Below are 26,608 nucleotides of genomic sequence, written 5' to 3'. Positions count from 1 at the left end.
CCGTCACCGATCAGCCCGAGCCCGGCGGACACCGGGTACACCGGTGGCCCGGGTCGACATCGACCCGGGCCACCGGCTTCGTCCGTCAGATGTGCCGACGCTCAGTCGGCCAGCTCGCGGGATTCACTGGTCTCGAAGACCACCAGCTCGGTGAGCTTGACCCGCAACCGCTCGCGCAGCTCGTTCGGCGCGGTCTCGTTGCCGCAGCAACGGGCGACCAGCGCACGGACCTCCTGCTCGAGGCCGTACTCGCGCAGGCAGGGCCCGCACTCGTCGAGGTGGTGCCGGATCAGCGTGCGCCGCTCGTCGGCGCACTCCAGATCCAGGTAGAGGTAAACCTCCGCGAGCACCTCGCGGCAGTCCGTCTCGTGCGGCTCCCCACAGCTCACGTCACACCTCCCGGCCGGCAGCGGCAGCAGTCGAGCCCTTCGACGAGCGGGCCGCACTGAAGCCCCGCTCCGAGGCGTAGCGCTCGAGCAGCTTTCGCAGATTACGACGGCCGCGGTGCAGACGCGACATCACGGTGCCGATCGGCGTGCCCATGATGTCGGCGACCTCCTTGTACGAGAAGCCCTCGACGTCAGTCAGGTAGACGGCCAGGCGGAACTCCTCCGGCAACTGCTGGAGGGCCTCCTTGACGTCGCTGTCCGGCAGCCGGTCGAGCGCCTCGGTCTCGGCCGAACGCAGACCGCTGGAGGTGTGCGACTCGGCCTCGGCGAGCTGCCAGTCGGTGATCTCCTCGGTGGGCGCCTGGATGGGCTGGCGCTGCCGCTTGCGGTAGCTGTTGATGTAGGTGTTGGTCAGGATCCGGTACAGCCAGGCCTTCAGGTTGGTGCCCTGCTCGAACTGGTGGAAGGCGGCGTACGCCTTCAGGTAGGTCTCCTGGACCAGATCCTCGGCATCCGCCGGGTTGCGTGTCATCCGCAGCCCAGCAGCGTAGAGCTGATCGACGAATGGCATCGCGTCCCGCTCGAAACGGGCCCTGCGCTCGTCCGTCTTCTCGGTGGTCAACCGCACATCCCCTCGCGTCGGATGCTTTCCCGCCGAGGATACGCGCACGGACCTGGCCACAGATTCACTTCCGGCCGGTGTGCCCGTGCTCACCGCGTCCAGCCCGCCCGGTTCCACCGTCGCGGGCCACTCCGGAGCGTCCAACAGCCGCTTCAGCTGCTGGGCATCCCTTTCGTCCCGTTCCCGGATCCGTGTCTCGGTCGGCACCGGTCACCCCCCTCGCAGAAAAGTCGTCCGGGGGTAGTAACGCGAGATGACGGGTGGGGCATTCCGGCCGCCTCTCCCGTTCCTGGTCCCGGCCCCGACGGGCGGCCGGCGCTGGGACCAGGAAGGGCCTGGGAGGGTTGGCACCGCCCGTCCGGAACTGGTCCGGCGGCACCATCGGATGCAACGAACCGCGCCCGGCAGCGGACACGGTTCCCCCGGCCCGCCGCAACGAGGAACGCCGATTCAGTCGGCCGTCCAGCCCCGGGTTCGCAGCCAGTCCCGCACCACGCCCGCCGTGCCGGCCGGATCCCGCCGTAGGTCGTGCGTCTCCCCCGGACGGGTCACCACGTGCACGGCCGGCCCCGGCTGCGGCACTCCGAAGGGGTCGCGGTCGCCGTTGACCACCAGCGTCGGCAGGCCGGTGTCCAGTTCGGCGGCCCGGGAGCGTTCCGGGCGACCGGGTGGGTGCAGCGGGAACGCCAGCGCGACCACACCGGCCGCGCCCACCGCGTGCGCCGTCCGGCAGGCCACCCGCGCGCCACTGGAGCGACCGCCGACCACCAGCGTCCCCGTGCCGGGGTGTCGGTCGCGCACCGCGGCGAGCACCGCCGTCCAGGCCTCGTCGAGGTGACCGGCGGGGGCCGGCGCGCGTCGGCCAGCGACCCGGTAGGGCTGGGTCACCCGGATCACCGCGAGGCCGGCCGAGACCGCCGCGTCGCGCACCGCGAGCAGGTCGGGCGCGTCCACGCTGCCGCCCGCGCCGTGCCCGAGCACCAGCAGCGCGGCGTACGGCCGGGCCGGCAGGTCGGTGTCGATCCGCGCTGGACCGCGCGGGGTGTCTATCTGGTCGCTGAGCGGCACCGGCCCATTCTGCGCCGCCCCGCCGCGGGCCGAGCGGCGACCGGGCCGATGCTCAGCTCAGCGGGACCAGGGTGAGCAGGCGGTCCCGTACCGGCGGGCCCGCCTCGTCGGCGGCGGCTGGATCCGGTTCGACCTCGCCGCGCCAGGCGACGAGCATCGCTCTGCGCTCGCGCGGCGTGGTCGCGCCCCATACGCCGTGGCAGTCACCGACCTCCAGCGCCCAGGCCAGGCAGGACCCCTGCACGTCGCATGTGCGGCACAGTGCGACGGCGGCGTCCGCCGGCTCGTTCGGCGCCGGAAAGAATGTCTCCGGATCAACGCTCTGGCAGGTGCCTCTGGTGCGCCATGCGTCGTCCTGCCGCCTTTCCCGCAAGGCCCGCAGCAGTCTCGGATCTCGCTGCGCCGCGGCCACCTCGTGCGGGCGGGGCATACGTGCCCGTGTCATCCACCCACCTCCCCCGTGGGACCGGCAAGATCGATGGATGTCGTCCGCCCCGTGCGAATCGACACCCACTACCGGCGCTGTGTTCTATCGCACTTATGGACGCCGGGACAAGGGGCTGCCGAGAACATGGCTGAACGGCCAGGAGACGAATCACGCGCAACCCTGGCAAATCGGTGCCCGACGATGCGTGGTCGTCAGAACAGGGTCAACTCCTGCGGTGCCGGCTCCATCGGCACGCGGGCAGTCAGGTGCGGACCGTCGTTGCGGACGTCGCCGACCGCCGGGCCCACCGGACGGATCTCCAGACCCGCCAGCCAGTCCGGCGACGGCGTGGCGAGCAGGTGCTCCGGCTCGTCGGTGGGCGCCAGCCAGGAGGACCACCGCTGCGACGGCAGCAGCACCGGCATCCGGTCGTGCACCTCGGCCAACTCGCCGAGCGCCGCCGTCGTCAGCACGCTGAAGGTGAGCCGGGTCTCGGTGCCGGACTCCCAGACCGACCAGATGCCGGCCAGCGCGAGCACCGACCCGTCGGCGGGGGTCATGAAATACGCCTGCCGGCCGCCGTCGGGCAGCCGGACCCACTCGTACCAGCCGTCGGCCGGGACCAGGCAGCGGCGGCGCGCGAACGCCCGCGCGTACGCCCGGCTGGTGGCCACCGTCTCGGCCCGCGCGTTGATCATCCGGGCCGCCCCCGCCGCCGAGCGGGACCAGTGCGGCAGAAACCCCCAGCGGCCCACGCAGAGGCTGCGGTGCCCCTCCGGGGTGAGCCGCACCAGCGGCACCGGATCGGTGGGCGCGACGTTGTGATCCGGCCGCACCTGGCCGTCGGTGTCGTCGGACGACTCGAACAGCGCGCTCAGCTCGCCGGAGCTCCGGGTCGTCGCGTACCTGCCGCACATGGTGCCCACGCTAACCCGCCGAGGGCCCCGTCGGCTGTCCCGCCAACCGGGAGTACGAGCACCGACCGACGCCGTGCACCGGCCGACACGGCAGAATGTAACCGTGGGGAACCTGACCGCGACCCGGCCACCGCAGCCGTGGAGCGCACCGACCGCGTCCGACCCGGTGGCGGCGACACTGCGCCTGCCCGGTTCCAAGTCGATGACCGCCCGCGCCCTGGTGCTCAGCGCGCTGGCCGCCGGCCCGTCGACGCTGGCCCGGCCGCTGCGCGCCCGCGACACCGAGTTGATGGCCGCCGGCCTGCGCGCGATGGGCGCGCACGTCTCGATCAGCGACGACGAGCGCTGGCTGGTCCGGCCGCACCCGCTGGTCGGTCCCGCGCACGTCGACGTCGGGCTGGCCGGCACCGTGATGCGGTTCGTGCCGCCGGTGGCGGGCCTGGCCGACGGGCAGGTCACCTTCGACGGCGACCCGTACGTCCGCACCCGGCCGCTCGGCCCGCTGGTCGGCGCGCTGCGCTCGCTGGGCGTGCGGATCGACGTCACCGGCACCGGCAGCCTTCCGCTGGCCGTGCGCGGCACCGGCCGGGTCACCGGGGGCGAGGTGGTCATCGACGCGTCCGCCTCCAGCCAGCTGGTCTCCGGGCTGCTGCTGGCCGCGCCGCGCTTCGACCGGGGCGTCGTGGTGCGCCACGTCGGCCCGCCGGTGCCCTCCGCGCCGCACCTGCGGATGACCGTGCAGATGCTGCGGGCCGCCGGCGCGGCGGTCGACGACTCCACGCCCGACGTGTGGACCGTCGAGCCCGGCCCGCTCACCGGGCGCGGCTGGGAGATCGAGCCAGACCTCTCCGGCGCCGTGCCGTTCTTCGCCGCCGCCCTGGTCACCGGCGGCGAGGTGACCCTGCAGGGCTGGCCGCACAGCAGTGCGCAGCCGGTCGAACAGCTCCGCTCGCTGCTGCAGCGGATGGGCGGCGAGGTCACCCTCTCCACCAACGGGCTGACCGTCCGGGGCACCGGCGTGGTGCACGGGCTGACCGCCGACCTGTCCGACGTCGGCGAGCTGACCCTCGTGCTGACCGCGCTGGCCATGCTGGCCGACTCGCCGTCGGTCTTCACCGGCGTCGGGCACATCCGTGGCCACGAGACCGACCGGCTCGCCGCGCTCGCACGGGAGTTCGGCGGCCTCGGAGCGGACATCACCGAGACACCGGACGGGCTGGAGATCCGGCCCCGCCCGCTGCGCGGCGGGACCTTCCGCACGTACCACGACCACCGGATGGCGCACGCCGCCGCGGTGGCCGGGCTCGCCGTGCCCGGCATCGAGGTGGACGACGTGGGGTGTACCTCCAAGACCATGCCCGAGTTCCCGGCACTATGGTCAGCGATGGTGACCGGCAAGAGCTGAGGCGAGAAGAGGACAGGTCCTGGCGACCAGACGGCGGGAGTACGACGAGGACGACGTACGGGTCCGGCCCGGGAAGTCGTCGCGTCCGCGTACGCGCACCCGACCCCAGCACGCCGACGCGGTGGACGGCTTCGTCATCGCCGTCGACCGGGGGCGATACCAGTGCGTGCTGGCCGGAGCCGAACGCGGCGTGGTCGGGGCCGAGCTGCCCACGATCACCGCGATGCGGGCCCGCGAGCTGGGCCGCAAGTCGGTGGTGGTGGGTGACCGGGTCAGCCTCGTCGGGGACACGTCCGGCGCGGAGGGCGCCCTCGCCCGCATCGTCCGGATCGCCGAGCGCCGTTCGGTGCTGCGCCGCACCGCCGACGACGACGAGACCACCGCCGAGGGTCGCCTGGAGCGGGTGGTGGTGGCCAACGCCGACCAGCTGGTGATCGTCAGCGCGTTGGCCGACCCGCCACCGCGCACCGGGTTCATCGACCGCTGCCTGGTGGCCGCGTACGACGCGGACGTCGAGCCGCTGCTCTGCCTCACCAAGGCCGATCTGGCCGGGCCGGAGGAGGTGCTGGGCTACTACACCGAGCTGGAGCTGCCGTACGTGCTCAACCGCCCCGACAGCGACCTGGACGCGCTGCGTGCGCTGCTGAGCGGCAAGGTGTCGGTGCTGGTGGGGCACTCCGGGGTGGGCAAGTCGACGCTGGTCAACCGTCTCGTACCGGACGCCCTGCGCGCGGTCGGCGTGGTCAGCGCCATCGGCCGTGGTCGGCACACCTCCACCAGCGCGGTGGCCCTGCGGCTGCCACCGGTGCCGGGCGTCGACACCGACCCGGGCTGGATCATCGACACCCCGGGGATCCGCAGCTTCGGGTTGGCGCACGTCTCCGCGGACAGCCTGCTGCACGGCTTCCCCGATCTGGTCGAGGGCACGGTCAACTGCCCACCGAACTGCCCGCACACGGCCGACGAGGCCGACTGCGGGCTGGACGCCTGGGTGGCCGCCGGCAAGGCCGATCCGCGCCGGCTGGCGTCGTACCGCCGGTTGCTCGCCTCCCGGGCCGGCGAGGGTGACGCGCGCGGCGAGAGCGACCAGCGCGGTCCTGGCGAGGGTGACCGGCGCGGGCCCGACGAGTGACCCGGCGGGCGTCGGCTAGGTTGCCGGGATGACCGGGTACGCCGACGACCTCGCTCTCGCCCACCTGCTCGCCGACCGGGCCGACGCCATCGCCACGGCCCGGTTCCGGGCGCTCGACCTGCGGGTGGAGGCGAAGCCCGACCTGACCCCGGTGTCCGACGCGGACACCGCCGTGGAGCGGGAGATCCGCGCGCTGCTGGCCGAGCACCGGCCGGCGGACGGGCTGCTCGGCGAGGAGTACGGCGCGCGGACGGCCGGTGACCCGGACGGCCGCCGGTGGATCATCGACCCGATCGACGGCACCAAGAACTTCGTCCGGGGCGTGCCGGTGTGGGCCACCCTCATCGCGTTGTACGACGGCGACCGGCCGGCGGTCGGTGTGGTGTCCGCACCGGCGCTGGGCCGGCGGTGGTGGGCGAGCGCGGGCGGGGGCGCGTACGCGGGGCCGGGCCCGGCCGCCGGCGAGCGGATCGGCGTCTCGGCGGTGCGGCGGATCGCCGACGCCAGCGTCTGCTACTCGTCGCTGACCGGGTGGGAGAGCGCCGGACGGCTCGACGCGATGCTCGATCTGATGCGGGCCAGTTGGCGCAGCCGCGCGTACGGCGACTTCTACGGTTACATGCTGCTGGCCGAGGGCGCACTGGACGTGATGGCCGAGCCGGAGTTGTCGCTGTGGGACGTGGCGGCGCTGGTGCCGATCATCACGGAGGCGGGTGGCACGGTCACGGATCTGGGTGGTCGACCGGCTCCGGCCGGCGAGCCGGGCACCGAGAGCAGCGTGGTGGCCACCAACGGTGCACTGCACGCCGACATCCTCGCTCGGCTGCATCCGCCAGCCGAGCGCTGACCCCCGGCAACCTCTATCCTCGCCAGGTGGTCTCCTCCGGCTGGTGCTTCCTCGCGGCGATGATTGTCGCGTACGGCTTCGCCAACCTGCTCCAGTCGGTGGCCGCGGCGCGCACCACCGTGCACCACACCTTCGATCCGGGCCTGCTGCTGCGGCTGGCCGGGCACCGGACGTACCTGGTCGGGTTGAGCTGCCAGATCGGCGGTTTCGTGCTCGCGTTCCTGGCCCGTCGGGACCTGCCGTTGTTCCTGGTGCAGGCCAGCGTGGCGGCCGGGCTCGGGGTGACCGCCATCCTCGGTGTGGTGGTGCTGAAGTGGCGGCTGCCGGTGGCGGAGGTGGCGCTGCTGGCCCTGCTCTTCGCCGGGATCACCGCGCTGGTGCTGGCCGCCCGTCCGGCGCCGTCGAAGCAGCTCGGCACCGCCGGCTCGGTGGCCCTGCTGGTGGCCCTGGCCGCCATCGCGGTGGTCGGTGTCTTCGCCGTCCGGTTGCACGGCGCGCCCGGGTCGGTGGCTCTCGGCTCGCTGGCCGGGCTGGCCTTCTCGTCGGCCGCCGTCGCGGCCCGTCCGCTGGCCTCCGCTCCGTCCGCCGAGGCGTTCCTCGCCGACCCGCTGTTCTACCTGCTGATCGCCCACTCGATCGTCGGCCAGCTGCTGCTCGGCCTCGCCATGCAGCGCGGCTCGACGACCGCCGCGGTCGCCGCGATGGACGCGGCCGGCGCGGTGCCGGCGGCGATCGTCGGCCTGCTGCTGCTCAACGACAAGATCTGGCCGGGGCGTGAATGGCTGGCCGGGGTGGGTTTCCTGGTCACCCTGGCCGCGGTGATCGGGCTGACCCGGTACGCGCAACCTCAGCAGCACCGGTCGGTGCCGCGCCGCCGGGATCCGGCCATGGTCGGCGCCGGCCGGTCGGCCTGACCGCTCAGGCCTCGACCGGCTTGCGGCGGCTCACCACCCGCTCGTAGAGGCGTTCCAACGCGCCCGCCGTCCGGTCCCACGTGTAGCTGCTGCGGACCCGGTCCACGGCGGCGTGGCCGTAGGCGAAGCGGCCGGCGTTGTCGGCGAGCAGCCGACGCAGCGAGACACCGAGCGTCCGGACGTCACCCGGGGGCACCAGCCGACCGGTGACCTCGTCGACGACGGCGTCCGCCAGGCCGCCCATCGCGTAACCGACCACCGGCACCCCGCAGGCCATCGCCTCCAGCGAGACCCGCCCCGCCGAGGAGTAGTGCGGCGTGCAGGCCACCACGTCCGCCGACCGGTACCAGGTGGCCATCTGGTCGTGCGGCACCGCGCCCACCAGGCGTACCTGATCGGCCACACCGACCTGCTCGGCCAGCTCCCGCAGCCGGCGTGCCTCCGCGTGGTTGGCCAACGCCTCGGCCGGTGGCCCGCCGGCGATCACCAGCTCGGCGTCGCCGACCAGCCGCATCGCCCGGATCAGGTCATCCTGGCCGTGGCCCGCGGCGAGCCCGCCGACGGAGAGAATCCGGGACCGCTGCTCGCGCGGCGCGGCCTCGCCGTCGGGGTGGAACTGTTCGGTGTCCACCCCGGCCGGCACCATCGCCACCGAGCTGCGTTGCAGACCCATCCGGGTCAGCTCGTCCACCTCGTCGTTGCTCTGGGCCACCGCGATGTCCACCGCCCGGGTCAGCGCCCGCTCCAGCGGGATCCGCTCCCCCGGCCCGTCGTACCGGCCGCCCAGGTGCCGCAGTTGCTCGACACCGAGGGAGTGGAAGGTCTGCACCACCGGGATGTCGGTTTCCCGGACGGCGTGCGCGGCGGCCAGCCCGCCGACCCAGTAGTGCCCGTGCACCACCTCGGGTCGCCAGGCGCCGGACCACTCGTCGGTGAGCCAGCGGCCGAACTCGGTGACGTGCGGGATCAGCTCGGCGGTGGGCAGCGGGGCGGGTGGCCCAGCGGACACCCGGTGCACGTGATAGCCGTCGACGTCCAGGGTCACCGGCAGCTCGGGGTCGTCCCGGCGCTCGTAGATCCGGACGTCGTGGCCTCGGCCGGCCAGCTCGGCGGCGACCCGCGCGATGTGCTGTTGGGTACCGACCGGCGGGCCGTCGGCGTGCCGGTACGAGCTGGTGTGCGCGCAGACGAGGCCGACGCGCATGGGTCACCTCCCTGCGATCTTTTCCCTCGGCGGTGGTCCTCCCGGTCGAGCGTCCCATTAACCCGGTGGCCCGGAGTCGAAACCTGACAGATCGGGAACAGTCCCCGCAGGTGCCGCCGACGCTTGCGCTACGACAATCATGAGATCCCGCGCCATGATCTGCCACCGTTCACTGGTATGAGCAGGCCCGTGCGGGGGTACCGCTGAGGAATGCCGCTGAGCCGCAGCCTCGACGATTCGACCGTGGTGATCACCGGTGCCTCCAGCGGGATCGGTACGGCCACCGCGTACGCGCTGGCCCGCCGGGGTGTCGCCGTCGTGCTCGCCGCCCGCAGCGAGCCAGCCCTGGAGCAGGTCGCACAGCGCTGCCGGGCGCTCGGTGGCCGGGCGCTGGTGGTACCGACCGACGTGACGGACCTGGAGTCGGTGCGGCAGCTGGCGGACCGGGCAGCGGCCGAGTTCGGGCGGATCGACGCCTGGGTGAACAACGCCGCGGTGAGCGCGGTGGGCCTGTTCGACGAGATTCCGGTCGCCGAGTTCCGCCGGGTGCTGGAGGTCAACCTGCTCGGGGCGGTGCACGGCATCAAGGCCGCGCTGCCGTACCTGGGGGCGGCCGGCGGCGGTGTTCTGGTCAACAACGCGTCGGTGCTGGCCGAGGTGGCGATGCCGTACCAGTCGGCGTACAACGCCACCAAGCACGGCATCCGGGGGCTCGCCGACACGGTCCGGCAGGAGCTGCGGGTCACCGGGCGGGGGCAGATCTCCGTCTGCACCATCCTGCCGGCCACCATCGACACCCCGTTCTTCCGGCACGCGGCCAACCACACCGGCCGGGAGCTGGCGCCACCTCCGCCGGTCTACCCGCCGGAGGTGGTCGCCGAGACCATTGTCCGGGTGCTGCGCCGGCCGCGCCGCGAGGCGTACGCGGGCGGCGCCGCCCGGCTCATCGGCCTGCAGTGGCGACTGGCGCCGGCGCTTGTCGAGCGCACCCTCGGCTGGTACGCCCACCGCACCCAGTTCGGTCCGGGCGCGCGGGTGGAGAGCAGCGGCAACGTGTTCGACGCCGACGCCGAGGCGCGCCGTGACGGCGGCTGGCACGGTCGGCGTCGGCAGTTGGTGCGGATGACGGCCGCGTTCGGTCTCGCCGCCGCGGGCACCGCGGTCGGCACGATGGCGGCGATCAACCGGCGTTCCCGGTTGGCCCGCTGATGTCGGCCATCGACCGACCAGATGCGCCGCTCGTCACCGGCGCGCACAATGGGGCGATCATGTCGACCGGTGTGCGGTGCCTCGTGGAGATCGACGAGTCGTCGGCGGTGGTCCGGCTGACCGGCGTGCTCGATGCCGGCGCGGCGGACACGGTCCGCGACGCGCTGCTCGCGCGGCTCAGTGACCGTCCCGGTCCGGTGGTCGTCGACGTGACCGGGCTGCGGTTCGCCGACCCGGCCGTGCGGGGCGTCTTCGCCGAGGTGCGCCGGGAGGTCGCCGACTGGCCGGCCGCGGATCTGCTGCTCTGCGACCCGAGGGTCACCGGCCCCGACCCGGTGGGCGCCGCGGTGGCGGGCGTGCCGGCCTGGTCGACCCTGGACGGCGCGTTGGCGGCGGTCGCCGAGACTCCGTTGGCGGCGGTGCTCACCGCCGAGCTGACCCCGACGGTGGGCGCCGCACGGGAGGCCCGCGAGCTGGTCACCACCGGGTGCGAGCGCTGGGGTGTGCCGACGCTCGCCGACCCGGCGTGCATCGCGGTCACCGAGATGGTCAACAACGTGGTGGCGCATGCCCACACCCCGATGACGGTGCGGCTGGCCCCGCACGAGGACAACACCCTGCACCTGGCGGTCCGGGACCACTCCTCGCGGCGGCCGACGTTCGCGGGGCTGTCCCCGCCGGACCGGGTGGGCGGCCGGGGGCTGCTGCTGATCGACACGGTGACCCGCCGGTGGGGCAGCAGCGCCGTACCGGACGGCAAGGTCGTCTGGTGTGTGCTGCACCCCGACGACGAGGTCGGCTGACGGGGCTTTCCCACCCCGATGCCCGGTTCGGCTGGCGGTGGCCCGGTTACGGCGGGAGGGCAGCGGGTAGTGATCAGACATGCGCGACAACGAGTACCCGACCCCCGTGTCCGACACCGAGGCCCAGGGTTTTCCCGACACCGCCGATGACGACTCGACCGCCAACGACGACGTCCTCACCGGGCGCGAGGCGGACGGCCCGGACCCGGCCCAGCTGCCGGGTGACCGGACGCCGGTCGCGGTGGACCGCTTCGGGACCACCGCCGAGGAGCAGCTCGACGGCGAGTCGTTGGACTACAAGCTGGACCGGGAGGTCTACGAACGCCCGGCGGACGACCCGCTGTCCGGGACGATCGACCCGAAGATCGCCTTCGAGGCGGACAACCTGGAGGCCGCGGCGGAGGCCCAGCTGGACGCCGACGTGATGGACCCGGGGCCGACCTCGGACCCGAACTCGCCGGTGTCGCTGTACGACCACGGCCAGCTCGGCACGGTGGCCGACGCGACGGTCGGTCGGCTGGTCGAGCCGGACGAGGGGGCGCACACCGATCAGGAGACCGACTCGGTGGCGTACGACGCCGGTTCGGCCGGTGGCGGTGCGACCGCCGAGGAGCTGGCGATCCACGAGACGGAACCGCCGCGCTCGGTCTGATCGGGGTCAGTCGTCCAGGCCGCGTTCGATGGCGTACCGGGTCAGCTCGACCCGGTTGTGCAGGTGCAGTTTGCCCAGCGTGTTCTGCACGTGGTTCTGCACGGTGCGGTGCGACAGCCCGAGCCGCTGGGCGATCTGCTTGTACGACATCCCCTTCGCCACCAGCCGCAGCACCTCGGTCTCCCGGTCGGTGAGCCGGGGCGTACCCGGCTCACCGCCGTCGCCCGGGTCGGCCCCCGGCCCCGGTCCGGCGGCCAGCCGGCGGTACTCCCCGAGGACGAGCCCGGCGAGGCCGGGGGTGAAGACCGGGTCACCGGCCGCGGTACGACGGACCGCGTCGAGGAACTCGGCCGGCGCCGTCGACTTCACCAGGTAACCGGTGGCACCCGCCTTGACCGCGTCCAGCACGCTCTGCTGTTCGCCGCTGGCGCTGAGCATGAGCACCCGTACGTCGGGCAGCGCCGCGCGCAGCCCGAGGATCACCTCGACCCCGGAGATGTCCGGTAGTTGCAGGTCGAGGACGACCACGTCGGGTCGGGCGGCGGCGGCCACCCGGATCGCCTGCCGCCCCTCGCCGCTGGTCGCCACCACCAGGAAGCCGGCCTCGGTCAGGTCGCGGGCCACACCCTCGCGCCACATCGGATGGTCGTCGACCACCATGACGCGCACCGGGGTCACCGCTGCGTCCTCGGTACGGTCAGTTCGATCTCGGTGCCGGCCTCCGGCACCGACATGATCCGGACCGTCCCGCCCAGGTCGGTGACCCGGCCCCGGATCGACTGGGTCACGCCGAGCCGGCCCTGCGCGGCGGCCTCGGCCAGCCGGCCGTCCGGGATCCCCGGCCCCTCGTCACGGATCGACACGGTCACCGTCGTCCCCTCGTCCTCGATGAGCACCCAGGCCCGTCCACCGGCGTGCCGCCCCACGTTGTCCAGGGCCGCGCCGGTCGCGGCCGCCAACTCGCCGGCCACCTGTCGGGGCAGGGGCACCGGCGTGGCGGGGGCCGAGAGCGACACCGCCGACGACGCGTACCGGCCGAGCAGGCCCCGCAGGTCCACCGCGTCGCCGTCCGACCCGCCGGGAGCCGGGGCGTTGCCCGCGATCAGTGCCCGCAGGGCGGCCTCCTGTTCGCCGGCGAGCCGGGCCAGCTCGCCGGCCTCCCCGGGCAGGTCCGCGCCACGCCGCTGCACCAGCGCCAGCACCTGGAGCACCGAGTCGTGGATGTCCCGGGCCAGCCGCTCCCGCTCCCGGGTGGCCGACTCCAGCTCCACCGCGTGTTGCAGCCGCTCCTCGGCGGCCACCGCGAGTCGGGCCACGTGCCCGACCACCACACCGGCGAGCAGCATCAGGATCAGCCCGGTGAACGAGGACTGGCCGACCCGTTCGCGGGTGGCCAGGTCCGCGCCGGCGACCAGCAGCGCGGCCACCGTGCCTCGTCGTCGGCCGCCGGAGACGGCCCAGGCCAGCACCGGGCCGGCCATCCAGGCCACCCCCAGGGTGGGTACGCCCTGGGTGAGCGCCTCCCGTCCGACCACCCAGGGCGTGGACAGCACGATGGCCATCACCACCCCGAGGTCGGCCAGCAGCAGCGGCCAGCGACGCCAGGCCGGACGGGCGTAGCCGACGGCGGTCGCCACGGTCCAGGCGATCATGACGAGGATCAGGGCGCCGGCGGCGTACGGGTGGGCGTACCGGTCGGCGTCGCGCACCGAGAGCGCGCAGACGTACGCGAGCGACGCGAACCGGAACACCGCGAGGGCACGCCAGAGTGGCACCTCGAAACCACCGGGCGGCGACGACATGGCGGTCAGGATGCCACAGCCGGGACGCGCGCGCGGTAGGCAGCGAGTGCGCTTCGGGAAACCCTGACGTACGGTGGAAATGCCGCGAAATACTCCGAGATTCGCCGTCGGGACGGGGCCATGACGAATGCAGATCCGCACGCACCGCGTACGGTTGTGCCCATCGAACCATCCCTCCTGATCGCCGAGGCCTTCGACCAGGCCCAGGTGACCGAGATTCGACACTCGGTCACCTCCTGCGCGCACGCCTCCGGGCTGGCCGGCCAACGGTTGGACGACTTCGTGCTGGCCATCAACGAACTGATCACCAACGCGGTGCGGCACGGCGGAGGGCGGGGTTGGCTGCGGCTCTGGCAGGAGCCGGAGGCACTGGTCTGCGAGGTCGCCGACCACGGGCACGGGATCAGCCCGCAGCGGCTGGGCGACCGCAGCCGCCCGGCACCCGACACGGCCGGCGGCTGGGGCCTCTGGCTGGCCCGTGAGCTGACCGACGACATGGAGGTCGCCACCAGCGCCGCGGGCACGACCGTCCGCGTCACCAGCGCCCTCACCAACCACACGTCCCGCTAACCCACGCCGGGCCGCCCCCACCCCGGCCCGCCACCCCTCCGATCTGTGCACAAACTGTCCCGACGAATGACGCAAACCCGCCCATCACCGGGACAGAAACTGCAAGATCGCGGGGCGGGACGGGGCGAGGTCGGGGCGGCGCGGGGTCAGGCGAAGAGGGCGGAGACGGACTCTCCGTTGTGGATCCGGCGCATCGCCTCGGCCAGGGCGGGAGCCACCGAGAGCACCTGGAGTTTCGGCACCCGCTTGGCGGCGGAGATGGGAACCGTGTTGGTGCAGACGATCTCCAGTACGCCGTCCTGATCGCTGAGCCGGTGCAGCGCGTCGCCGGAGAACAGGCCGTGCGTGCAGGCCAACCGGATCGAGCGGACCTTCAGGCCGCGCAGGTGCTCCATCAGCTCGACGACCGTGCTGCCCTTGGCGATCTCGTCGTCCAGCACGATGACGTCCCGGTCGGCGACCTCGCCGATCACCGCGCTGATCTTGACCAGGTCGTCGCTGAACCGCTGCTTCGCACCGGCCGCGACCGGCGTGCCGAGCAGCCGGGCGAAGGCGGCGGCCTCCTTGGCGTTGCCCAGGTCGGGCGAGACCACCACGGTGTCGCTGAGGTCGTAGCGCCGGAAGTGGTTAGCCAGCTCCCGCAGGGCGTGCAGGTGGTCCACGGGGACGCTGAAGAAGCCGTGCACCTGCGGCGAGTGCAGGGTCATCGCGAGCACCCGGTCCGCCCCGGCCGAGGTGAGCAGGTCGGCGACGAGCCGGGCGCCGATCGAGATCCGCGGCGCGTCCTTCTTGTCCGAGCGGGCGTACGCGTAGTGCGGCAGCACCACCGTGATCCGGCCGGCGGAGGCACCCCGCGCCGCGTCGATCATCAGTAGCAGCTCGACCAGGTTCTCCTGGACGGGCGGCACCAGCGGCTGGATCAGGAAGACGTCCCGCTCCCGGCAGTTGGCCTGCAGCTGCACTTCCAGACAGTCGTTGGCGAACCGGGAGACCCGCACCGGATGCAGCGGCACCCCCAGGTGGGCGCAGATCTCGGCGGCGAGGTCGGGATGGGCGGTTCCACTGAAAACGGCGATGTCGCGCACGTTCGCACATCGTAGGCGACGCGGAGGCCCGCGTGACGTCGGTCGCTCCGCGCCGCCGGTTTGGGTACGGTGCTGCGGTGACCCCCCAGTACGTCGCCGCCATCGACCAGGGCACCACCTCGTCACGGTGCATCGTCTTCGACTCCGCCGGGGAGATCGTCGCCGTGGCCCAGCGCGAGCACCGGCAGATCTTCCCCAGACCCGGTTGGGTGGAGCACGACGCCGAGGAGATCTGGGACAACGTCCAGCAGGTGGTCTCCGAGGCGCTGCGGGCCGCCGGCACCGACACAGCCGGGCTGGCCGCCGTGGGTATCACCAACCAGCGGGAGACCACCGTCGTGTGGGACCGGGCCACCGGCCGCCCGGTGGCCAACGCCATCGTCTGGCAGGACACCCGCACCGGGCCGCTGCTGCGCGAGCTGGCTTCGGCGTACGGCGAGGAGCGGTTCCGGACCCGCACCGGCCTGCCGCTGGCCACCTACTTCGCCGGGCCGAAGCTGCGCTGGCTGCTCGACGAGGTCGACGGCCTGCGCGAGCGCGCCGAACGCGGCGAGGTGCTGTTCGGCACCATGGACAGCTGGCTGATCTGGAACCTGACCGGCGAGCACGTGACCGACGTGACCAACGCCAGCCGGACCATGCTGATGGACCTCACCACCCTGAACTGGGATCCGGATCTGCTGGACGCGATGGGCGTGCCGGCGGCGATGCTGCCGGAGATCCGCTGCTCCGCCGAGGTGTACGGCACGGGCAGCGGCGTGCTCGCCGGGGTGCCGGTGGCCAGCGCCCTCGGCGACCAGCAGGCCGCTCTGTTCGGGCAGACCTGCTTCCAGCCGGGCGAGGCGAAGTGCACCTACGGCACCGGCAGTTTCCTGCTGCTCAACACCGGAGCCAGCCCGGTCCCGTCGACACACGGCCTGCTCACCACGGTCGCCTACCGGATCGAGGGCCAACCCCCGGCGTACGCCCTGGAGGGCGCCATCGCGGTCACCGGCTCGCTGGTGCAGTGGCTGCGGGACAACCTCGGGCTGATCTCGTCGGCCGCGGAGGTGGAGGATCTGGCAGGCACCGTGGACGACAACGGCGGCTGCTACGTCGTGCCGGCGTTCTCCGGGCTGTTCGCTCCACACTGGCGCAGCGACGCGCGCGGCGTGATCGCCGGCCTGACCGGCTACATCACCAAGGGGCACCTGGCGCGGGCGGCGCTGGAGGCGTCGGCGTGGCAGACCCGCGAGGTGGTCGACGCGATGAACGCCGACTCCGACGTGGCGCTGCGCCGACTCCGGGTGGACGGTGGGATGACCGCCAACGGGCTGCTCATGCAGTTCCTCGCCGACGTGCTCGACGTGCCGGTGGTCCGCTCCCGGATCACCGAGACCACCTGCCTCGGCGCGGCGTACGCGGCCGGTCTCGCGGTCGGCTTCTGGCCCGACCTGGCCACCCTGCGGGCGCAGTGGCGCTCCGACGCGCAGTGGGAGCCGGCCATGGCCCCGGAGCTGCGCGAGCAGGAGCTGCACCAGTGGCGCAAGGCCGTGCAGCGCACCCTCGACTGGGTGGAGTGAGCCGTGCCGGTGACCAACCCGTGGCTGGGCGGCCCCAGCCCCCGGGAACGCCTCGACCGTCCGAGGTTGCAGGAGCGGATCCTCAACCTGCTGTCCTCGCAGAACATGTGCGTACTGGCCACCACCGGCCCGGACGGCCCGTTGGCCACCCCCGTGCGGTATTTCCACCTCGACTTCGCGCTGCTGTTCACCGCGGCGGCGAACTCGCCGAAGATGCGCAACATCGCCGCCGACCCCCGGGTGTCGATCGGCGTCTTCGCCCCGCTGGTCGGCCAGGCCAGCAGCCGAGGCGCACAGCTCTTCGGCCGGGCCCGGGTCCTCGATTCACAGGATGAGGACTTCGCCCACTACTGGCCGGCGGTGCGCTGGCAGTCCGACCACGTCGAGCGGTCACGCAGTCTGGACGACCCGCCCGACGGGCCGCTCGTGGTGGTGGAGGCGGATCGGATCGTCTACACCGAGCACTGGCTACGCCGCGACGGCTACGCCCCGCGCCAGTTCTGGAAGCGTTAGCTCTCCTCGTCCGACTCGGCGTCCCGCGCCTGGTGCGGCCGGTGCTCAGAAATCCACGCCTCTACGTCCGTGACCAGCCACACCGCTCCCCCGGCCAGCCGATCGAACGGCTCCGGGAAGTCCGGTCGACTGGTGATCTGCACGACGCGAGCGCGGGACACCTGGAGACGTTCCTGTAGCTCGGCGCTGCCGTACAGCCTGCGGACCATGGATCGGACGCTATGCGCACCTGTCAGTGTCACATGTGGCAGCTGTCAGACTTGACACTGTCGAGTATGACAGGGAGGCTCTTTCCGGGCCGGTGGCACCGCGCCAGCTCGGCCCTCGGGGAAGCGGTCCGGCTGCCTGACCAGGGGTCGGTGGCCGGACCTGCCCTTCTTGGAGGTGCGATGCTGGAGCGCGAGCTGCCCCGCAGCGAGTGGGTGCCGTTGTTGGCCAGGCGGATCATCACCCAGCATCACGTCGACGGCGGGTGTGGGCGCTGCCGATCCGACGGGTGCGACGCGCTGCGGTGGGCGCGGGACCGGGTGCGGGCCGCGCGTACGGGCAACAGTCGGCCGGACCGGTTCTGAGATCCGCGTGGTTCAGCTCCAGCGGTTGCCGGTGAGCTTCTCGTAGACCTCGACGTAGCGGGCGCGGGTCGCCTCGACGACTTCGGCGGGTACGTCCGGCGCCGGGGCCTGCTTGTCCCAGCCGGTGCCGGTGGCCCAGTCGCGCACGTACTGCTTGTCGTAGGAGAACTGCACCCGACCCGGCTGGTACGACTCGGCCGGCCAGAACCGCGACGAGTCGGAGGTGAGCAGCTCGTCGGCGAGGACCAGGGTGCCGTCCGGCGCCCAGCCCAGCTCGATCTTGGTGTCGGCGATCAGGATGCCCCGGTCGGCGGCCAGCTCCGCGCCGCGCCGGTAGATGTCGAGGGTGATCTGCCGAAGCCGCTCGGCGGTGGCCTCGCCGACCTTGGCCACCACGTCGTCGTACGTGATGGGTTCGTCGTGCTCCCCCATCGGCGCCTTGCTCGACGGCGTGAAGATCGGTTCGGGCAGGATCGACGCCTCGCCGAGCCCCCGGGGCAGCGACACACCGGAGACCGTGCCGGTGCGCTCGTACTCCCGCAGGCCGCCGCCGGTGAGGTAGCCGCGCGCGACGCACTCGACCGGGACCATGTCGAGCCGCTGGCAGCGGATCGCCCGCCCGGCGAACTCGGCGGGCACGTCGGTGGACGAGATGACGTGGTTCGGCACCAGGTCGGCGAGCTGCTCGAACCACCAGAGCGAGAGCGCGGTGAGCAGGCGACCCTTGTCCGGGATCGGCGTCGGCAGGGCCACGTCGTAGATCGAGATGCGATCCGAGGCGACCAGGATCAGGTCGTCGCCGTCGGCGTAGACGTCCCGGACCTTGCCCGAGTGCAGAAGTTCCACGCGCCCTAGTACACCACGCGGCACCGGAGAGGCTGATCCGACTACCCACGCCGAGGGGCGACGCGGGGTGACCGGACGGACGTTGACACCTTCCTGCGCCGCCTGCGTGAATGGTCCGACCGCTGCCCACGCAGGTGCCAGGAGACCCCCGTGCCCGTTGCTCGACCCCCGATCGACCGCCTCGGCGCCGACCCGGGCCGGCGCCGCCTGCTCACCGCGATGCTCGGCGCTCCCCTGCTGGCGTCCGGCGGGCTGGCCGGTTGCAGCGACGGCGCCACCACCTCCAGCCAGAGCGGGCCGGTCGAGCTGTCGGTCTTCTGGTGGGGCAACGCGAAACGGGCGGAGCTCACCGAGAAGGCGCTCCGGCTCTACTCGGACCGCAACCCACAGGTCACCTTCCGGGTCACCTGGCAGGGCATCGACGGCTACTACGACCGGCTGGCCACCCAGGCGGCCGGTGGCAACGTGCCGGATCTGATCCAGCTCGACGACTCCATGCTGACCGAGTACACCCAACGCCAGATCGTCCTCGATCTCACCGACCGGGTCACCGACCACCGGTTGGACCTGCGCGGCCTGCCGGAGGGCCTGATCCGCTACGGCATGGTGGACGGCCGGACGATGGCGGTCGCCAGCGGGCAGACCCTCGCCGGCGTGGTCTTCAACCGGGACCTGCTGCGGGAGTTGCGGGTGCCGGAGCCGCGCGGCGGGATGACCTGGGCGGAGTACATCTCCTGGGCGGAGCAGGTCACCGAGGCCAGCGACGGCCGGGTGGCCGGCACCATGGACGCGTCCGGCGACTACCGGGCGCTGTGGCTGTGGCTGCGCTCGCAGGGCGGCGAGTTCTACCGGGGGCGGCAGCTGGGCTTCGGCGCGGACGAGCTGATCAGCTGGTTCGAGCTGTGGCAGCGGGCCCGCGCCGAGCGGGCGACGCCGGGCGCGGCGCTGGTCGAGCAGGCCGACAGCGGCGAGCCGGCCCGGCAACCGGTGGTGACGGGGCTGACCGCCGCGTCGTTCGCCTGGTCGCATCAGCTACCGGAGCTGCAACGACTCACCAAATCCGAGTTGGGTGTGGTCGGCTTCCCCGGCCCACCGGGAGCCCAGTGGGCGCGGGCATCGATGTACTGGGCGGCGTTCCGGGGCACCCGGCACCTGGACACGGTCACCGACGTGATCAACTTTCTGACCACGAACGGCGAGGCCGGCACCGTCCTCGGCCACGAGCGGGGGCTGAACGCCAGCCTCCCCGTCCGCCGCTACGCCGAGGGCAGCATCACCGACCCGGCCCAGCGGCGCGCCGCCGCGTTCGGCGCCAGCATCGCCGACCTGCTCGGTCCGGCACCGGAGCCACCGCCCAAGGGGCACGCCAAGGTTCGTACCCTGCTGGTCACCGCCGCCGAGCGCATCCGCGTCAAGCGCGACGGCACCCGCGAGGCCACCGCGCGCTTCCTGTCGCAGGCCATCGCGGCCCTCGCGGTGTGAGCACCGGCGGCCGGCCCAGGGCCGGCCGCTGGTGACCTCCCGTCGCCCCCGGTCAGCGCTGCGGGCCGCGACGATTGCGCATCAGTCGCAGTACCAGGAAGACGATCACCGCCACCACCACCAGGCAGCAGAGCAGCCCGAGGAATCCGAACCCGCCGCCGCGGGACCGCCGTCGGGCCGCCTCCACCACCAGCTCGCCGGTGCCCGTGGACGCCCAGGCCGCGACGGGCACGAACACCGCCAGCACGACCGTACCGAGGACCGCGCTGAGCCGGCCCCACCACCTACCGAATGAAGACATGCGCCCATCCTCGCCGAAGGGCGCAACCTCGGCACGTGGGTCCGCGCCGAATTCATGGGACCGGGGCCCCAGGTGAGCCCACCGGTACGCAACGATCCCGCAACCTCCCGGCAAAGTTGATGATCTTTACATGAATCTCCCGAGGTGATCGGATCCCTCCAGGTTCAACTCTGGAGGCACTGTGCGGCTCTCTCTCACCCGAAAATCTGCGGCAGCAACGGTCGGCGTCACCCTCGTCACCGCTCTGGCCACCCCCACGACGGCCCAGGGTGCCTCCGCGTCCCCACCGCCGCCGGCACCACCGGCCACGACCGGCACCGCCGACCGCGCACCGGTCACGGTCACGCTGATCACCGGCGACAAGGTGGAGGTGACCCCGGGACGCGACGGGACGCCGCCCGGCGTGGACGTGGAGCGCGCGCCGGGCGCCACCGGCGCCGTCCGCGTCACCACCGAGGGTGGGGACACCTATGTGTACCCGGACGAGGCGATGCCGTACCTCGCGACTGGTCGACTCGACAGGCAGCTCTTCGACGTCACCCAACTCGTCGCCCAGGGCTTCGACGACGCGCGGACCGGCGCACTCCCCCTGATCGTCACCCGTACGACGGGTTCGGCGGCCCTCCGGACCAGCGCCGCGCTGCCCGGCGCGGAGACCACTCTGGACCTGCCCTCGATCGGCGGCCAGGCGATCCGTGCGCGTCGGGCGCAGGCCGCCGACTTCTGGTCGGCCCTCACCGGCGGTGCGGCGCAGGCGGCTCCGCCGTCGAGCGGCCGGAGCGCCGGCACGGCCACGCCCTCCTTTACCGCCGGCGTCGACACGGTGTGGCTCGACGGCCGGGCGAAGGCCGCCCTCGCCGACACCACGGCGCAGGTCGGCGCCCCCGCCGCCTGGGCCGCCGGAGGCACCGGCAGCGGCGTCCGCGTCGCCGTGCTGGACACCGGAGTGGACACGACCCACCCGGACCTCGCGAACCGGGTGGTGGCGTCGCGCAGCTTCATCCCCGGCGAGGACATCATCGACCGCAACGGACACGGCACCCACACCGCCTCCACCGTCGCCGGCACCGGCGCCGCCTCCGGCGGCAAGGAACGAGGGGTCGCCCCCGACGCCAGCCTGGTGATCGGCAAGGTCCTCGACAGCAACGGAAGCGGGTCGATCTCGGGGATCATCGCCGGCATGGAGTGGGCGGCGCGGACCGAACACGCCAAGGTGATCAACATGAGCCTGGGGGTCAGCGCCTGGCACACCCAGGACGATCCGCTGAGCCAGTCCCTGAACCAGTTGACCGCCGAGACGGGCGCGCTCTTCGTCGTCTCCGCCGGCAACAGCGGACCCGACCCGTACACCCTCGGAGCGCCGGGAACCGCGGACGCCGCGCTCACCATCGGCGCGGTCGACGGCTCCGACCACCTGGCCGACTTCTCCAGCGCCGGCCCGCGGATGGCCGACGACGCCCTGAAGCCCGACATGACCGCACCCGGCGTGGACGTGCTCGCGGCCCGCTCGCAGCACCTCACCTGGGGTGAGGGCTTCTACCAGCTGGACAGCGGCACCTCCATGGCGGCGCCGCACGTCACCGGGGCCGCCGCCCTGCTGGCCCAGAAGCACCCGCAGTGGAGCGCGCAGCAGATCAAGGACGCCCTGATGGGCACCAGCGTTCGCACGCCCGACTACAACGCCTACCGGGCCGGCAGCGGTCGGCTGAACGTGGCCGCCGCCTACCACCAGGACCAGATCATCGCGACCGGGTCGGTGGACGCCGGCCTCGTCGGCTGGTCGCCCGGCATCCAGCCGCAGCGGATCACCCGGAAGATCAGCTACACCAACACCACGGGCAGCCCCCTCACGCTCGATCTCTCCGTCGATCGCGGCGACTCCCCCGCCACGACGTTCACGGCGAGCGCCGCCCAGGTCACGGTGCCGGCGCACGGCACGTCGACGGTCGACGTGGTGGTGGACCCGAAAGGGCTCGCCGCCGGCCGCTACTCCGCCCAGGTCACCGCCCGCCACCCGGCCGGTGAGGTGCACACGGCCGTCGGGGTCGCCGTGGAATCCAAGAAGTACGACCTGACCATCAACCTCAAGGACCGCGCCGGACAGCCCGCGAGCGGCGAGGTGGAGATCGTCAGCGCCGACGGGATCTCCACCTTCATGTGGGTACGGGACGGGAAGCTCACCAGCCGCTGGGACCCCGGCTCCTACACGGTCGTCGCCGCCACCGACGTAAAGGGTCTGCACGGCGCCCACTCCCTCGGGCTCGCGATGCTGACCGCCCCCGAGGTGGACCTGACGACCAACCGGGTCGTCGACCTCGACGCCTCGAAGGCCCGCCAGGTCACGGTCGCGACCACCCAGCCGACCGCCGTCACCAACAGCCGCATCGACGTCTACCGCTCGTTCACGTCCAGCGAGCCGACGCCCAGCGACGGAAGCGCCCTGCGCGAGACGTTCTGGCCGGGCACCACCTACGACAGCCTGTGGGCACTGCCGACCAGGGACAAGGTGACGAAGGGCAGCTTCGTCTTCACCACCCGGATCCGCGCCGCACAGACGCCGCTGGAGATCATCCACAACGGCCACCGGGTCGGCGACCCCCTCGTGCAACCCGGCTCCCGACCGCTGCCCGACGGCACCTCGCGCCTGGACGCCGTCTTCGCCGGCACCGGCTCGAAGGCCGACTACACCGGCGTGTCCGCCCGCGGCAGGGCCGTGGTCGTACGCGACAGCGACGCCGTGACCCCCGCGGACCAGGTGGCGGCGGCGCAGGCCGCCGGCGCGGCGATGCTCCTCGTGGTCAACGACGGCGAAGGCCGCGCCAGCGGCTGGTACGGAAGCGCCGACGGCACGACCGCCGGGCCGGTCCCGGTCGCCTCGCTGGTCAAGGGCGAGGGCGAAACCCTGATCACGACGATCACCGCCGCCGGCCGGAAGGGGGTACGACTCACCGTCACCGCCCACCCCTCGCCGAAATACCTGTACGACCTGGTCGACTACCACCGTGGCGGGGTGCCCAGTGACCCGTCGGCCAGGACCGACCCCCGCAGCCTCGCCCGGATCGACCTCCAGTTCACCCCGCCGCCGGGCAAGCGGTCCGCCGAGACGCGGATGGACTTCCCGCCGTACGAGTGGTCCGCCGCCCGCTCGTTCCCGTTCGATCCGGTCACCCCGGGGCCGCGTACCGACTGGGTCTCCGCCGGTGACGGCATCAGGTGGAAGCAGGACGCCTACGTCGACGGCTGGACGCGATCGCACACGGACGAGATCACCTACCGGCCGGGTAGCGTCCAGAAGGACCGCTGGTTCGGGCCCATCACGCGGCCACGTCTGCTCACCAACGAGATCCCATTCCGCAGCGAGGGCTACCTGAGCGCCTACATCCAGGGGTTCGGTGATGCGGGCGCCGCGCACAGCGGCGGCAGCGGCATGCTCCAGCGGATCACGTTGTACCAGGGCGACAAGCAGCTGGTTCAGTTGGAGGGGTGGCCGAAGTTCAACGCCAGCGAGTTGTCACCGCAGAAGCTGCCGTACCGGCTGGTCGTCGAGACGGAGACCAACCCGGACTACAGCCCGTACTCCAGCAGCGGGCGCACCGAGTGGAACTTCCTCTCCGGTGCGGCCGAGGACGTGCAGGCCATCCCACTGGTCCAGTTGGACTACGGGACGGATCTGGACCTGGCAGGCCGCGCTACGCGCCGGACCGACCTCGCCATCACGCCGGTGGTGGTGGGCAGCACCGCCGCCCGGGACGGGGTCTCCGCACTCGGCCTCGAGGTCTCCTACGACGACGGGCGCACCTGGCAGCGGCAGGACCTGAAGGAACGCAAGGGCACCTGGACGGCGTCCCTGAACGCGCCGCACCGCGCCGACTACGTGTCCATCCGCGTCACCGCCAAGCAGCGCAACGGCGGCGGTGTCACGCAGACCGTCATGCGGGCCTTCGGCCTCAGGTGACATCCGCGGGGGGCCGGTGCCCGGTCGGCACCGGCCCCCCGCGGTGTGACGACCTGGGCGGGAACCAGAAAACCCGACCCCCACGATCTGGGGGCCGGGCCTTGGCGTGCGCTTTCCGTGGTAGCGGGGACAGGATTTGAACCTGCGACCTCTGGGTTATGAGCCCAGCGAGCTACCGAGCTGCTCCACCCCGCGTCGACTGGTTAAGTCTAACCCATCCCGTTCGGCGATGATCAGTGGGGTCACGGCCCTGCCGACCCGGTGACTGCCGGTCCTCTGATCGGCTCCGTGCCGGGCTGCCCCTCCGGTGCGCCGGCCGCGGGCAGGATGAGTCTTCGCCGAGGGCCAGCGCCAGAGCGACGGCGCCGAGCAGCGAGCCACGGCCGATCGAGACCAGAGCACGTCCGGGCTCGCACGGCTGCGAGACGACGAAGCGGACGCGCTCGGTCACGCACGGCTCGACCGAGCAGGCACGTTCGGGTGGACCTGGCGCGATGACCGGACGCGACGCCGTCCTGCGGCACGCCAGCGAGCTGGCGCCGATCGCCGACGGCCATAAACGGCGAGAGCCCGCCTCCGGCGAACCGGAAACGGGCTCTCGATCTTTTCGTAGCGGGGACAGGATTTGAACCTGCGACCTCTGGGTTATGAGCCCAGCGAGCTACCGAGCTGCTCCACCCCGCGTCGGCTCGCTAACCGTAGCGCACCGACCCGGGGCACCGCAAAACGACTCCGATTCCGCTGTCAGTCGAGCCAGTTCTCAATCGCCGCCACCGCCCGACGGCTGTCGGCGTCGACCTGGGACCGAACGGCAGCCGTGTGCTCCCAGCCCTGCTCCCACAGCACCGTCACCACGTCGCCGATCCGGACCGCCCGGACCAGCCGGACCTCCTCCGCGCCCGGGTCACCCATCCCCTCCGGGTACGGGGCCCGCATCTCGAACAGCACCGACTCGTCCCCGTACGCCCCCGAGGTCAACAGCCGTTGACGCCACGTCCTGGTGTCGTCGGGCAACCTCTGGTCGGGGCAGTCGCGGACGGCCTGCCGCAACTCGCGCAGCGCGTCGTCCGCACGACCCGGCCGGTAGATGGTGATGGTGTGCCGGTAGCTGCCGTCCGGGACGTTCCCCGCCGGAGTGCCGGCCAGCTTGTACGCGAGGTACCGGCCACGGCGCTGCACTACGGCGGAGTCGCTGGCATGCCGCGCCCCGCAGAGGATCGGCAACATGGCCCCTTCCCCCTGAGACTCCATGCCGGTCCGGTTCGCGGCGGCCAGCACGAAGAACGCCCGGTCCGGGATGGAGGTAGGCGGCCGGGGTGTCGCCGCCCCCGTGGTCGGCGCCGGCGGCGTACCGCTCGGCGTGGTCCGTGTCGGCGTCACGGACGACGGCGTCGACGTGGCGGAGGACGACGTCGCGGACGGAGTCGGGGACGGAGGGGTGACCGACCCGGTCGCCGTCGGGCCGGGCGTGTCGGCGGGAGGCGGCAACGGCGGCGTGCCGTCCGCCGCCAACACCAACCGACCGCCGACGGCGACCCCGCCGAGCAGCAACGCCACCGTGAGCCCGGTGCCGGCGGCCCGGACCCGCGCCCGACGGTCGGCATACCGGCGGACCAGCTCGGGATGCGTCGGATCCTGGTCGTCGGCGACAGTGCTGAGCGACCGGTACAGATCGGAGAGTTCAACTGGCATCGTTCACCTCCAGCGTCGCGGTACGAAGGTCGGGCAACAGCGCGGCCAGCCGGGTGCGACCCCGGGACAGCCAGGACTTCACGGTGCCGACCGGGACGTCGGTCTCCCGGGCGATCTCCTCCACCGACATGTCGAAGAGGTAGTGCAGCGCCAACGCCTGCCGCTGGGTGGCCGGCAGTTGGCGGAGCGCGCGGACCAGGAGCACCCCGTCCTCACTCGGCGGCGGAGTGTCCGGCGGCGGGCCGGTGCGACTCAGCGTCGACCGCCAGCGGTGCAGACGCCGCCAGCGGTCGGTCGCCAGCCGGGCCACCACCAGCCGCAGCCACGCCTCCGGCGCCGGATGCGCCGACAGCCGCCCCCACTGCCGCCAGGCCCGGGCGTACGCCTCCTGCACGAGATCCTGCGCCTCGGTGTGGTCGCCGGTGACCGCATAGCCGTACCGCAGCATCCGCCGGGCGGTGCTGCGGTAGAAGTCGTCGAAGCTGTGCGCGTCCCGCACGACCGTCCCCCCTCGTCAGCGCCCCGTTGCAGTGAGGACGGCGGAGCGTTGCCGCAGGTTGCGGGCCTGTCGACCCCTGTCGGAGAGACGACAGGTGGCAACGGCGGAGCCCCCGTCGTCCGGACCGGATGTGGTCCGAC

Annotated in this window: 27 protein-coding genes and 2 tRNA genes; 13 read left to right on the top strand and 16 right to left on the bottom strand. The window is 72.8% G+C overall.

Annotated features, from left to right (window positions below):
- Positions 1 to 101: 101 nt before the first annotated feature.
- The 5 genes from rsrA to O7620_RS30460 form a co-directional block, all read right to left on the bottom strand.
- Complete coding sequence (gene rsrA, locus O7620_RS30480) at positions 102 to 389, bottom strand: mycothiol system anti-sigma-R factor (RefSeq protein WP_151489985.1); 288 nt, start codon at positions 387 to 389, stop codon at positions 102 to 104.
- A 1-nt stretch (position 390) separates the two neighbouring features.
- Positions 391 to 1,218 carry a sigma-70 family RNA polymerase sigma factor gene (locus O7620_RS30475; protein WP_278126587.1) on the bottom strand — a complete coding sequence of 276 codons (828 nt, stop codon included), beginning with the start codon at positions 1,216 to 1,218 and terminating at the stop codon, positions 391 to 393.
- A gap of 243 nt (positions 1,219 to 1,461) precedes the next feature.
- Positions 1,462 to 2,079, bottom strand: a complete 618-nt coding sequence (locus O7620_RS30470) for an alpha/beta family hydrolase (RefSeq protein WP_278126586.1) — start codon at positions 2,077 to 2,079, stop codon at positions 1,462 to 1,464.
- 52 nt (positions 2,080 to 2,131) lie between these two features.
- Positions 2,132 to 2,524 (bottom strand): WhiB family transcriptional regulator, encoded by a 393-nt coding sequence (locus O7620_RS30465; RefSeq protein WP_151489988.1) that lies wholly within the window; start codon positions 2,522 to 2,524, stop codon positions 2,132 to 2,134.
- A 194-nt stretch (positions 2,525 to 2,718) separates the two neighbouring features.
- A complete protein-coding gene (locus O7620_RS30460) occupies positions 2,719 to 3,423 on the bottom strand; it encodes an SOS response-associated peptidase (RefSeq protein WP_278126585.1) in 705 nt (234 codons plus the stop codon).
- A 103-nt stretch (positions 3,424 to 3,526) separates the two neighbouring features.
- Between O7620_RS30460 and aroA the strand changes: the two genes are divergently transcribed.
- The 4 genes from aroA (at position 3,527) to O7620_RS30440 (ending at position 7,721) form a co-directional block, all read left to right on the top strand.
- Positions 3,527 to 4,828: a 3-phosphoshikimate 1-carboxyvinyltransferase gene (gene aroA / locus O7620_RS30455; RefSeq protein WP_278126584.1), complete on the top strand. Its 1,302-nt coding sequence runs from the start codon at positions 3,527 to 3,529 to the stop codon at positions 4,826 to 4,828.
- A gap of 121 nt (positions 4,829 to 4,949) precedes the next feature.
- Complete coding sequence (gene rsgA / locus O7620_RS30450; RefSeq protein WP_278126583.1) at positions 4,950 to 5,960, top strand: ribosome small subunit-dependent GTPase A; 1,011 nt, start codon at positions 4,950 to 4,952, stop codon at positions 5,958 to 5,960.
- 28 nt (positions 5,961 to 5,988) lie between these two features.
- Positions 5,989 to 6,807, top strand: coding sequence for a histidinol-phosphatase (hisN, locus tag O7620_RS30445; protein WP_278126582.1), 819 nt, complete (start codon positions 5,989 to 5,991; stop codon positions 6,805 to 6,807).
- Positions 6,808 to 6,866: 59 nt separating this feature from the next.
- Complete coding sequence (locus tag O7620_RS30440) at positions 6,867 to 7,721, top strand: hypothetical protein (protein ID WP_278127217.1); 855 nt, start codon at positions 6,867 to 6,869, stop codon at positions 7,719 to 7,721.
- A gap of 4 nt (positions 7,722 to 7,725) precedes the next feature.
- Here O7620_RS30440 and O7620_RS30435 read toward each other — a convergent pair whose 3' ends face one another.
- Positions 7,726 to 8,925, bottom strand: a complete 1,200-nt coding sequence (locus O7620_RS30435; protein WP_278126581.1) for a glycosyltransferase — start codon at positions 8,923 to 8,925, stop codon at positions 7,726 to 7,728.
- Positions 8,926 to 9,135: 210 nt separating this feature from the next.
- Between O7620_RS30435 and O7620_RS30430 the strand changes: the two genes are divergently transcribed.
- From O7620_RS30430 to O7620_RS30420, 3 genes are all read left to right on the top strand, one after another.
- A complete protein-coding gene (locus tag O7620_RS30430; protein WP_278126579.1) occupies positions 9,136 to 10,134 on the top strand; it encodes an SDR family oxidoreductase in 999 nt (332 codons plus the stop codon).
- A 59-nt stretch (positions 10,135 to 10,193) separates the two neighbouring features.
- Complete coding sequence (locus O7620_RS30425) at positions 10,194 to 10,937, top strand: ATP-binding protein (RefSeq protein ID WP_278126577.1); 744 nt, start codon at positions 10,194 to 10,196, stop codon at positions 10,935 to 10,937.
- A gap of 79 nt (positions 10,938 to 11,016) precedes the next feature.
- A complete protein-coding gene (locus O7620_RS30420; protein WP_278126575.1) occupies positions 11,017 to 11,589 on the top strand; it encodes a DUF5709 domain-containing protein in 573 nt (190 codons plus the stop codon).
- 6 nt (positions 11,590 to 11,595) lie between these two features.
- Here the strand turns inward: O7620_RS30420 and O7620_RS30415 are convergent, their stop codons facing one another.
- Together O7620_RS30415 and O7620_RS30410 are read right to left on the bottom strand one after the other, a co-directional pair.
- Complete coding sequence (locus O7620_RS30415) at positions 11,596 to 12,249, bottom strand: response regulator transcription factor (protein ID WP_278127216.1); 654 nt, start codon at positions 12,247 to 12,249, stop codon at positions 11,596 to 11,598.
- A gap of 14 nt (positions 12,250 to 12,263) precedes the next feature.
- Entirely contained in the window at positions 12,264 to 13,391 is a 1,128-nt protein-coding gene (locus O7620_RS30410) for a DUF5931 domain-containing protein (RefSeq protein ID WP_278126573.1), read from the bottom strand.
- 120 nt (positions 13,392 to 13,511) lie between these two features.
- Between O7620_RS30410 and O7620_RS30405 the strand changes: the two genes are divergently transcribed.
- Positions 13,512 to 13,961 (top strand): ATP-binding protein, encoded by a 450-nt coding sequence (locus tag O7620_RS30405; RefSeq protein WP_278126571.1) that lies wholly within the window; start codon positions 13,512 to 13,514, stop codon positions 13,959 to 13,961.
- Between the two features lie 146 nt (positions 13,962 to 14,107).
- Here the strand turns inward: O7620_RS30405 and O7620_RS30400 are convergent, their stop codons facing one another.
- Positions 14,108 to 15,046: a ribose-phosphate pyrophosphokinase gene (locus O7620_RS30400; protein WP_278126569.1), complete on the bottom strand. Its 939-nt coding sequence runs from the start codon at positions 15,044 to 15,046 to the stop codon at positions 14,108 to 14,110.
- 77 nt (positions 15,047 to 15,123) lie between these two features.
- Between O7620_RS30400 and glpK the strand changes: the two genes are divergently transcribed.
- Together glpK and O7620_RS30390 are read left to right on the top strand one after the other, a co-directional pair.
- On the top strand, positions 15,124 to 16,608 hold the full coding sequence (glpK, locus tag O7620_RS30395) for a glycerol kinase GlpK (RefSeq protein WP_278126567.1): 1,485 nt from the start codon (positions 15,124 to 15,126) through the stop codon (positions 16,606 to 16,608).
- Positions 16,609 to 16,611: 3 nt separating this feature from the next.
- Entirely contained in the window at positions 16,612 to 17,121 is a 510-nt protein-coding gene (locus O7620_RS30390; RefSeq protein WP_151490002.1) for a pyridoxamine 5'-phosphate oxidase family protein, read from the top strand.
- Here the strand turns inward: O7620_RS30390 and O7620_RS30385 are convergent.
- Complete coding sequence (locus O7620_RS30385; protein WP_151490003.1) at positions 17,118 to 17,330, bottom strand: DNA-binding protein; 213 nt, start codon at positions 17,328 to 17,330, stop codon at positions 17,118 to 17,120. The two genes, O7620_RS30390 and O7620_RS30385, sit on opposite strands and share 4 nt — an antisense overlap.
- 180 nt (positions 17,331 to 17,510) lie before the next feature.
- Between O7620_RS30385 and O7620_RS30380 the strand changes: the two genes are divergently transcribed.
- Positions 17,511 to 17,693, top strand: a complete 183-nt coding sequence (locus O7620_RS30380) for a hypothetical protein (protein ID WP_151490004.1) — start codon at positions 17,511 to 17,513, stop codon at positions 17,691 to 17,693.
- A 12-nt stretch (positions 17,694 to 17,705) separates the two neighbouring features.
- On the opposite strand, the gene O7620_RS30375 is transcribed toward O7620_RS30380, so the two are convergent.
- Positions 17,706 to 18,539: a phosphoribosylaminoimidazolesuccinocarboxamide synthase gene (locus O7620_RS30375; protein ID WP_151490005.1), complete on the bottom strand. Its 834-nt coding sequence runs from the start codon at positions 18,537 to 18,539 to the stop codon at positions 17,706 to 17,708.
- A gap of 150 nt (positions 18,540 to 18,689) precedes the next feature.
- On the opposite strand from O7620_RS30375, the gene O7620_RS30370 reads away from it, so the two are divergent.
- Positions 18,690 to 20,021: an extracellular solute-binding protein gene (locus O7620_RS30370; protein ID WP_278126561.1), complete on the top strand. Its 1,332-nt coding sequence runs from the start codon at positions 18,690 to 18,692 to the stop codon at positions 20,019 to 20,021.
- A 52-nt stretch (positions 20,022 to 20,073) separates the two neighbouring features.
- Here O7620_RS30370 and O7620_RS30365 read toward each other — a convergent pair whose 3' ends face one another.
- The gene (locus O7620_RS30365) at positions 20,074 to 20,322 is read right to left on the bottom strand and encodes a hypothetical protein (RefSeq protein ID WP_278126559.1); all 249 of its coding nucleotides are present in this window, start codon (positions 20,320 to 20,322) and stop codon (positions 20,074 to 20,076) included.
- 181 nt (positions 20,323 to 20,503) lie between these two features.
- Here O7620_RS30365 and O7620_RS30360 point away from each other — a divergent pair, with 181 nt between their 5' ends.
- Positions 20,504 to 24,277, top strand: coding sequence for a S8 family serine peptidase (locus O7620_RS30360; protein ID WP_278126557.1), 3,774 nt, complete (start codon positions 20,504 to 20,506; stop codon positions 24,275 to 24,277).
- A gap of 118 nt (positions 24,278 to 24,395) precedes the next feature.
- Here O7620_RS30360 and O7620_RS30355 read toward each other — a convergent pair.
- The 4 genes from O7620_RS30355 to O7620_RS30340 form a co-directional block, all read right to left on the bottom strand.
- A tRNA-Met gene (locus O7620_RS30355) sits at positions 24,396 to 24,472 on the bottom strand.
- A gap of 415 nt (positions 24,473 to 24,887) precedes the next feature.
- Positions 24,888 to 24,961: transfer RNA gene (locus O7620_RS30350), tRNA-Met, on the bottom strand.
- Between the two features lie 60 nt (positions 24,962 to 25,021).
- Positions 25,022 to 25,969: a hypothetical protein gene (locus O7620_RS30345; RefSeq protein ID WP_151492469.1), complete on the bottom strand. Its 948-nt coding sequence runs from the start codon at positions 25,967 to 25,969 to the stop codon at positions 25,022 to 25,024.
- Positions 25,959 to 26,468 (bottom strand): SigE family RNA polymerase sigma factor, encoded by a 510-nt coding sequence (locus tag O7620_RS30340; RefSeq protein ID WP_151492468.1) that lies wholly within the window; start codon positions 26,466 to 26,468, stop codon positions 25,959 to 25,961. Before O7620_RS30340 ends, O7620_RS30345 begins: the two co-directional genes overlap by 11 nt.
- Positions 26,469 to 26,608: the final 140 nt, after the last annotated feature.

This window comes from Micromonospora sp. WMMD710, from assembly GCF_029626045.1.
Taxonomy (GTDB): Bacteria; Actinomycetota; Actinomycetes; order Mycobacteriales; family Micromonosporaceae; genus Micromonospora.
This window is presented reverse-complemented; position numbering and strand designations above follow the sequence as displayed.

Coding starts and splice junctions, on each gene's coding strand:
- O7620_RS30465 (WP_151489988.1), bottom strand. CDS start 2,524: ATGACACGGGCACGTATGCCCCGCCCGCACGAGGTGGCCGCGGCGCAG.
- O7620_RS30460 (WP_278126585.1), bottom strand. CDS start 3,423: ATGTGCGGCAGGTACGCGACGACCCGGAGCTCCGGCGAGCTGAGCGCG.
- hisN (WP_278126582.1), top strand. CDS start 5,989: ATGACCGGGTACGCCGACGACCTCGCTCTCGCCCACCTGCTCGCCGAC.
- O7620_RS30440 (WP_278127217.1), top strand. CDS start 6,867: ATGATTGTCGCGTACGGCTTCGCCAACCTGCTCCAGTCGGTGGCCGCG.
- O7620_RS30435 (WP_278126581.1), bottom strand. CDS start 8,925: ATGCGCGTCGGCCTCGTCTGCGCGCACACCAGCTCGTACCGGCACGCC.
- O7620_RS30430 (WP_278126579.1), top strand. CDS start 9,136: ATGCCGCTGAGCCGCAGCCTCGACGATTCGACCGTGGTGATCACCGGT.
- O7620_RS30425 (WP_278126577.1), top strand. CDS start 10,194: ATGTCGACCGGTGTGCGGTGCCTCGTGGAGATCGACGAGTCGTCGGCG.
- O7620_RS30420 (WP_278126575.1), top strand. CDS start 11,017: ATGCGCGACAACGAGTACCCGACCCCCGTGTCCGACACCGAGGCCCAG.
- O7620_RS30415 (WP_278127216.1), bottom strand. CDS start 12,249: ATGGTGGTCGACGACCATCCGATGTGGCGCGAGGGTGTGGCCCGCGAC.
- O7620_RS30410 (WP_278126573.1), bottom strand. CDS start 13,391: ATGTCGTCGCCGCCCGGTGGTTTCGAGGTGCCACTCTGGCGTGCCCTC.
- O7620_RS30405 (WP_278126571.1), top strand. CDS start 13,512: ATGACGAATGCAGATCCGCACGCACCGCGTACGGTTGTGCCCATCGAA.
- O7620_RS30385 (WP_151490003.1), bottom strand. CDS start 17,330: ATGGTCCGCAGGCTGTACGGCAGCGCCGAGCTACAGGAACGTCTCCAG.
- O7620_RS30380 (WP_151490004.1), top strand. CDS start 17,511: ATGCTGGAGCGCGAGCTGCCCCGCAGCGAGTGGGTGCCGTTGTTGGCC.
- O7620_RS30365 (WP_278126559.1), bottom strand. CDS start 20,322: ATGTCTTCATTCGGTAGGTGGTGGGGCCGGCTCAGCGCGGTCCTCGGT.
- O7620_RS30345 (WP_151492469.1), bottom strand. CDS start 25,969: ATGCCAGTTGAACTCTCCGATCTGTACCGGTCGCTCAGCACTGTCGCC.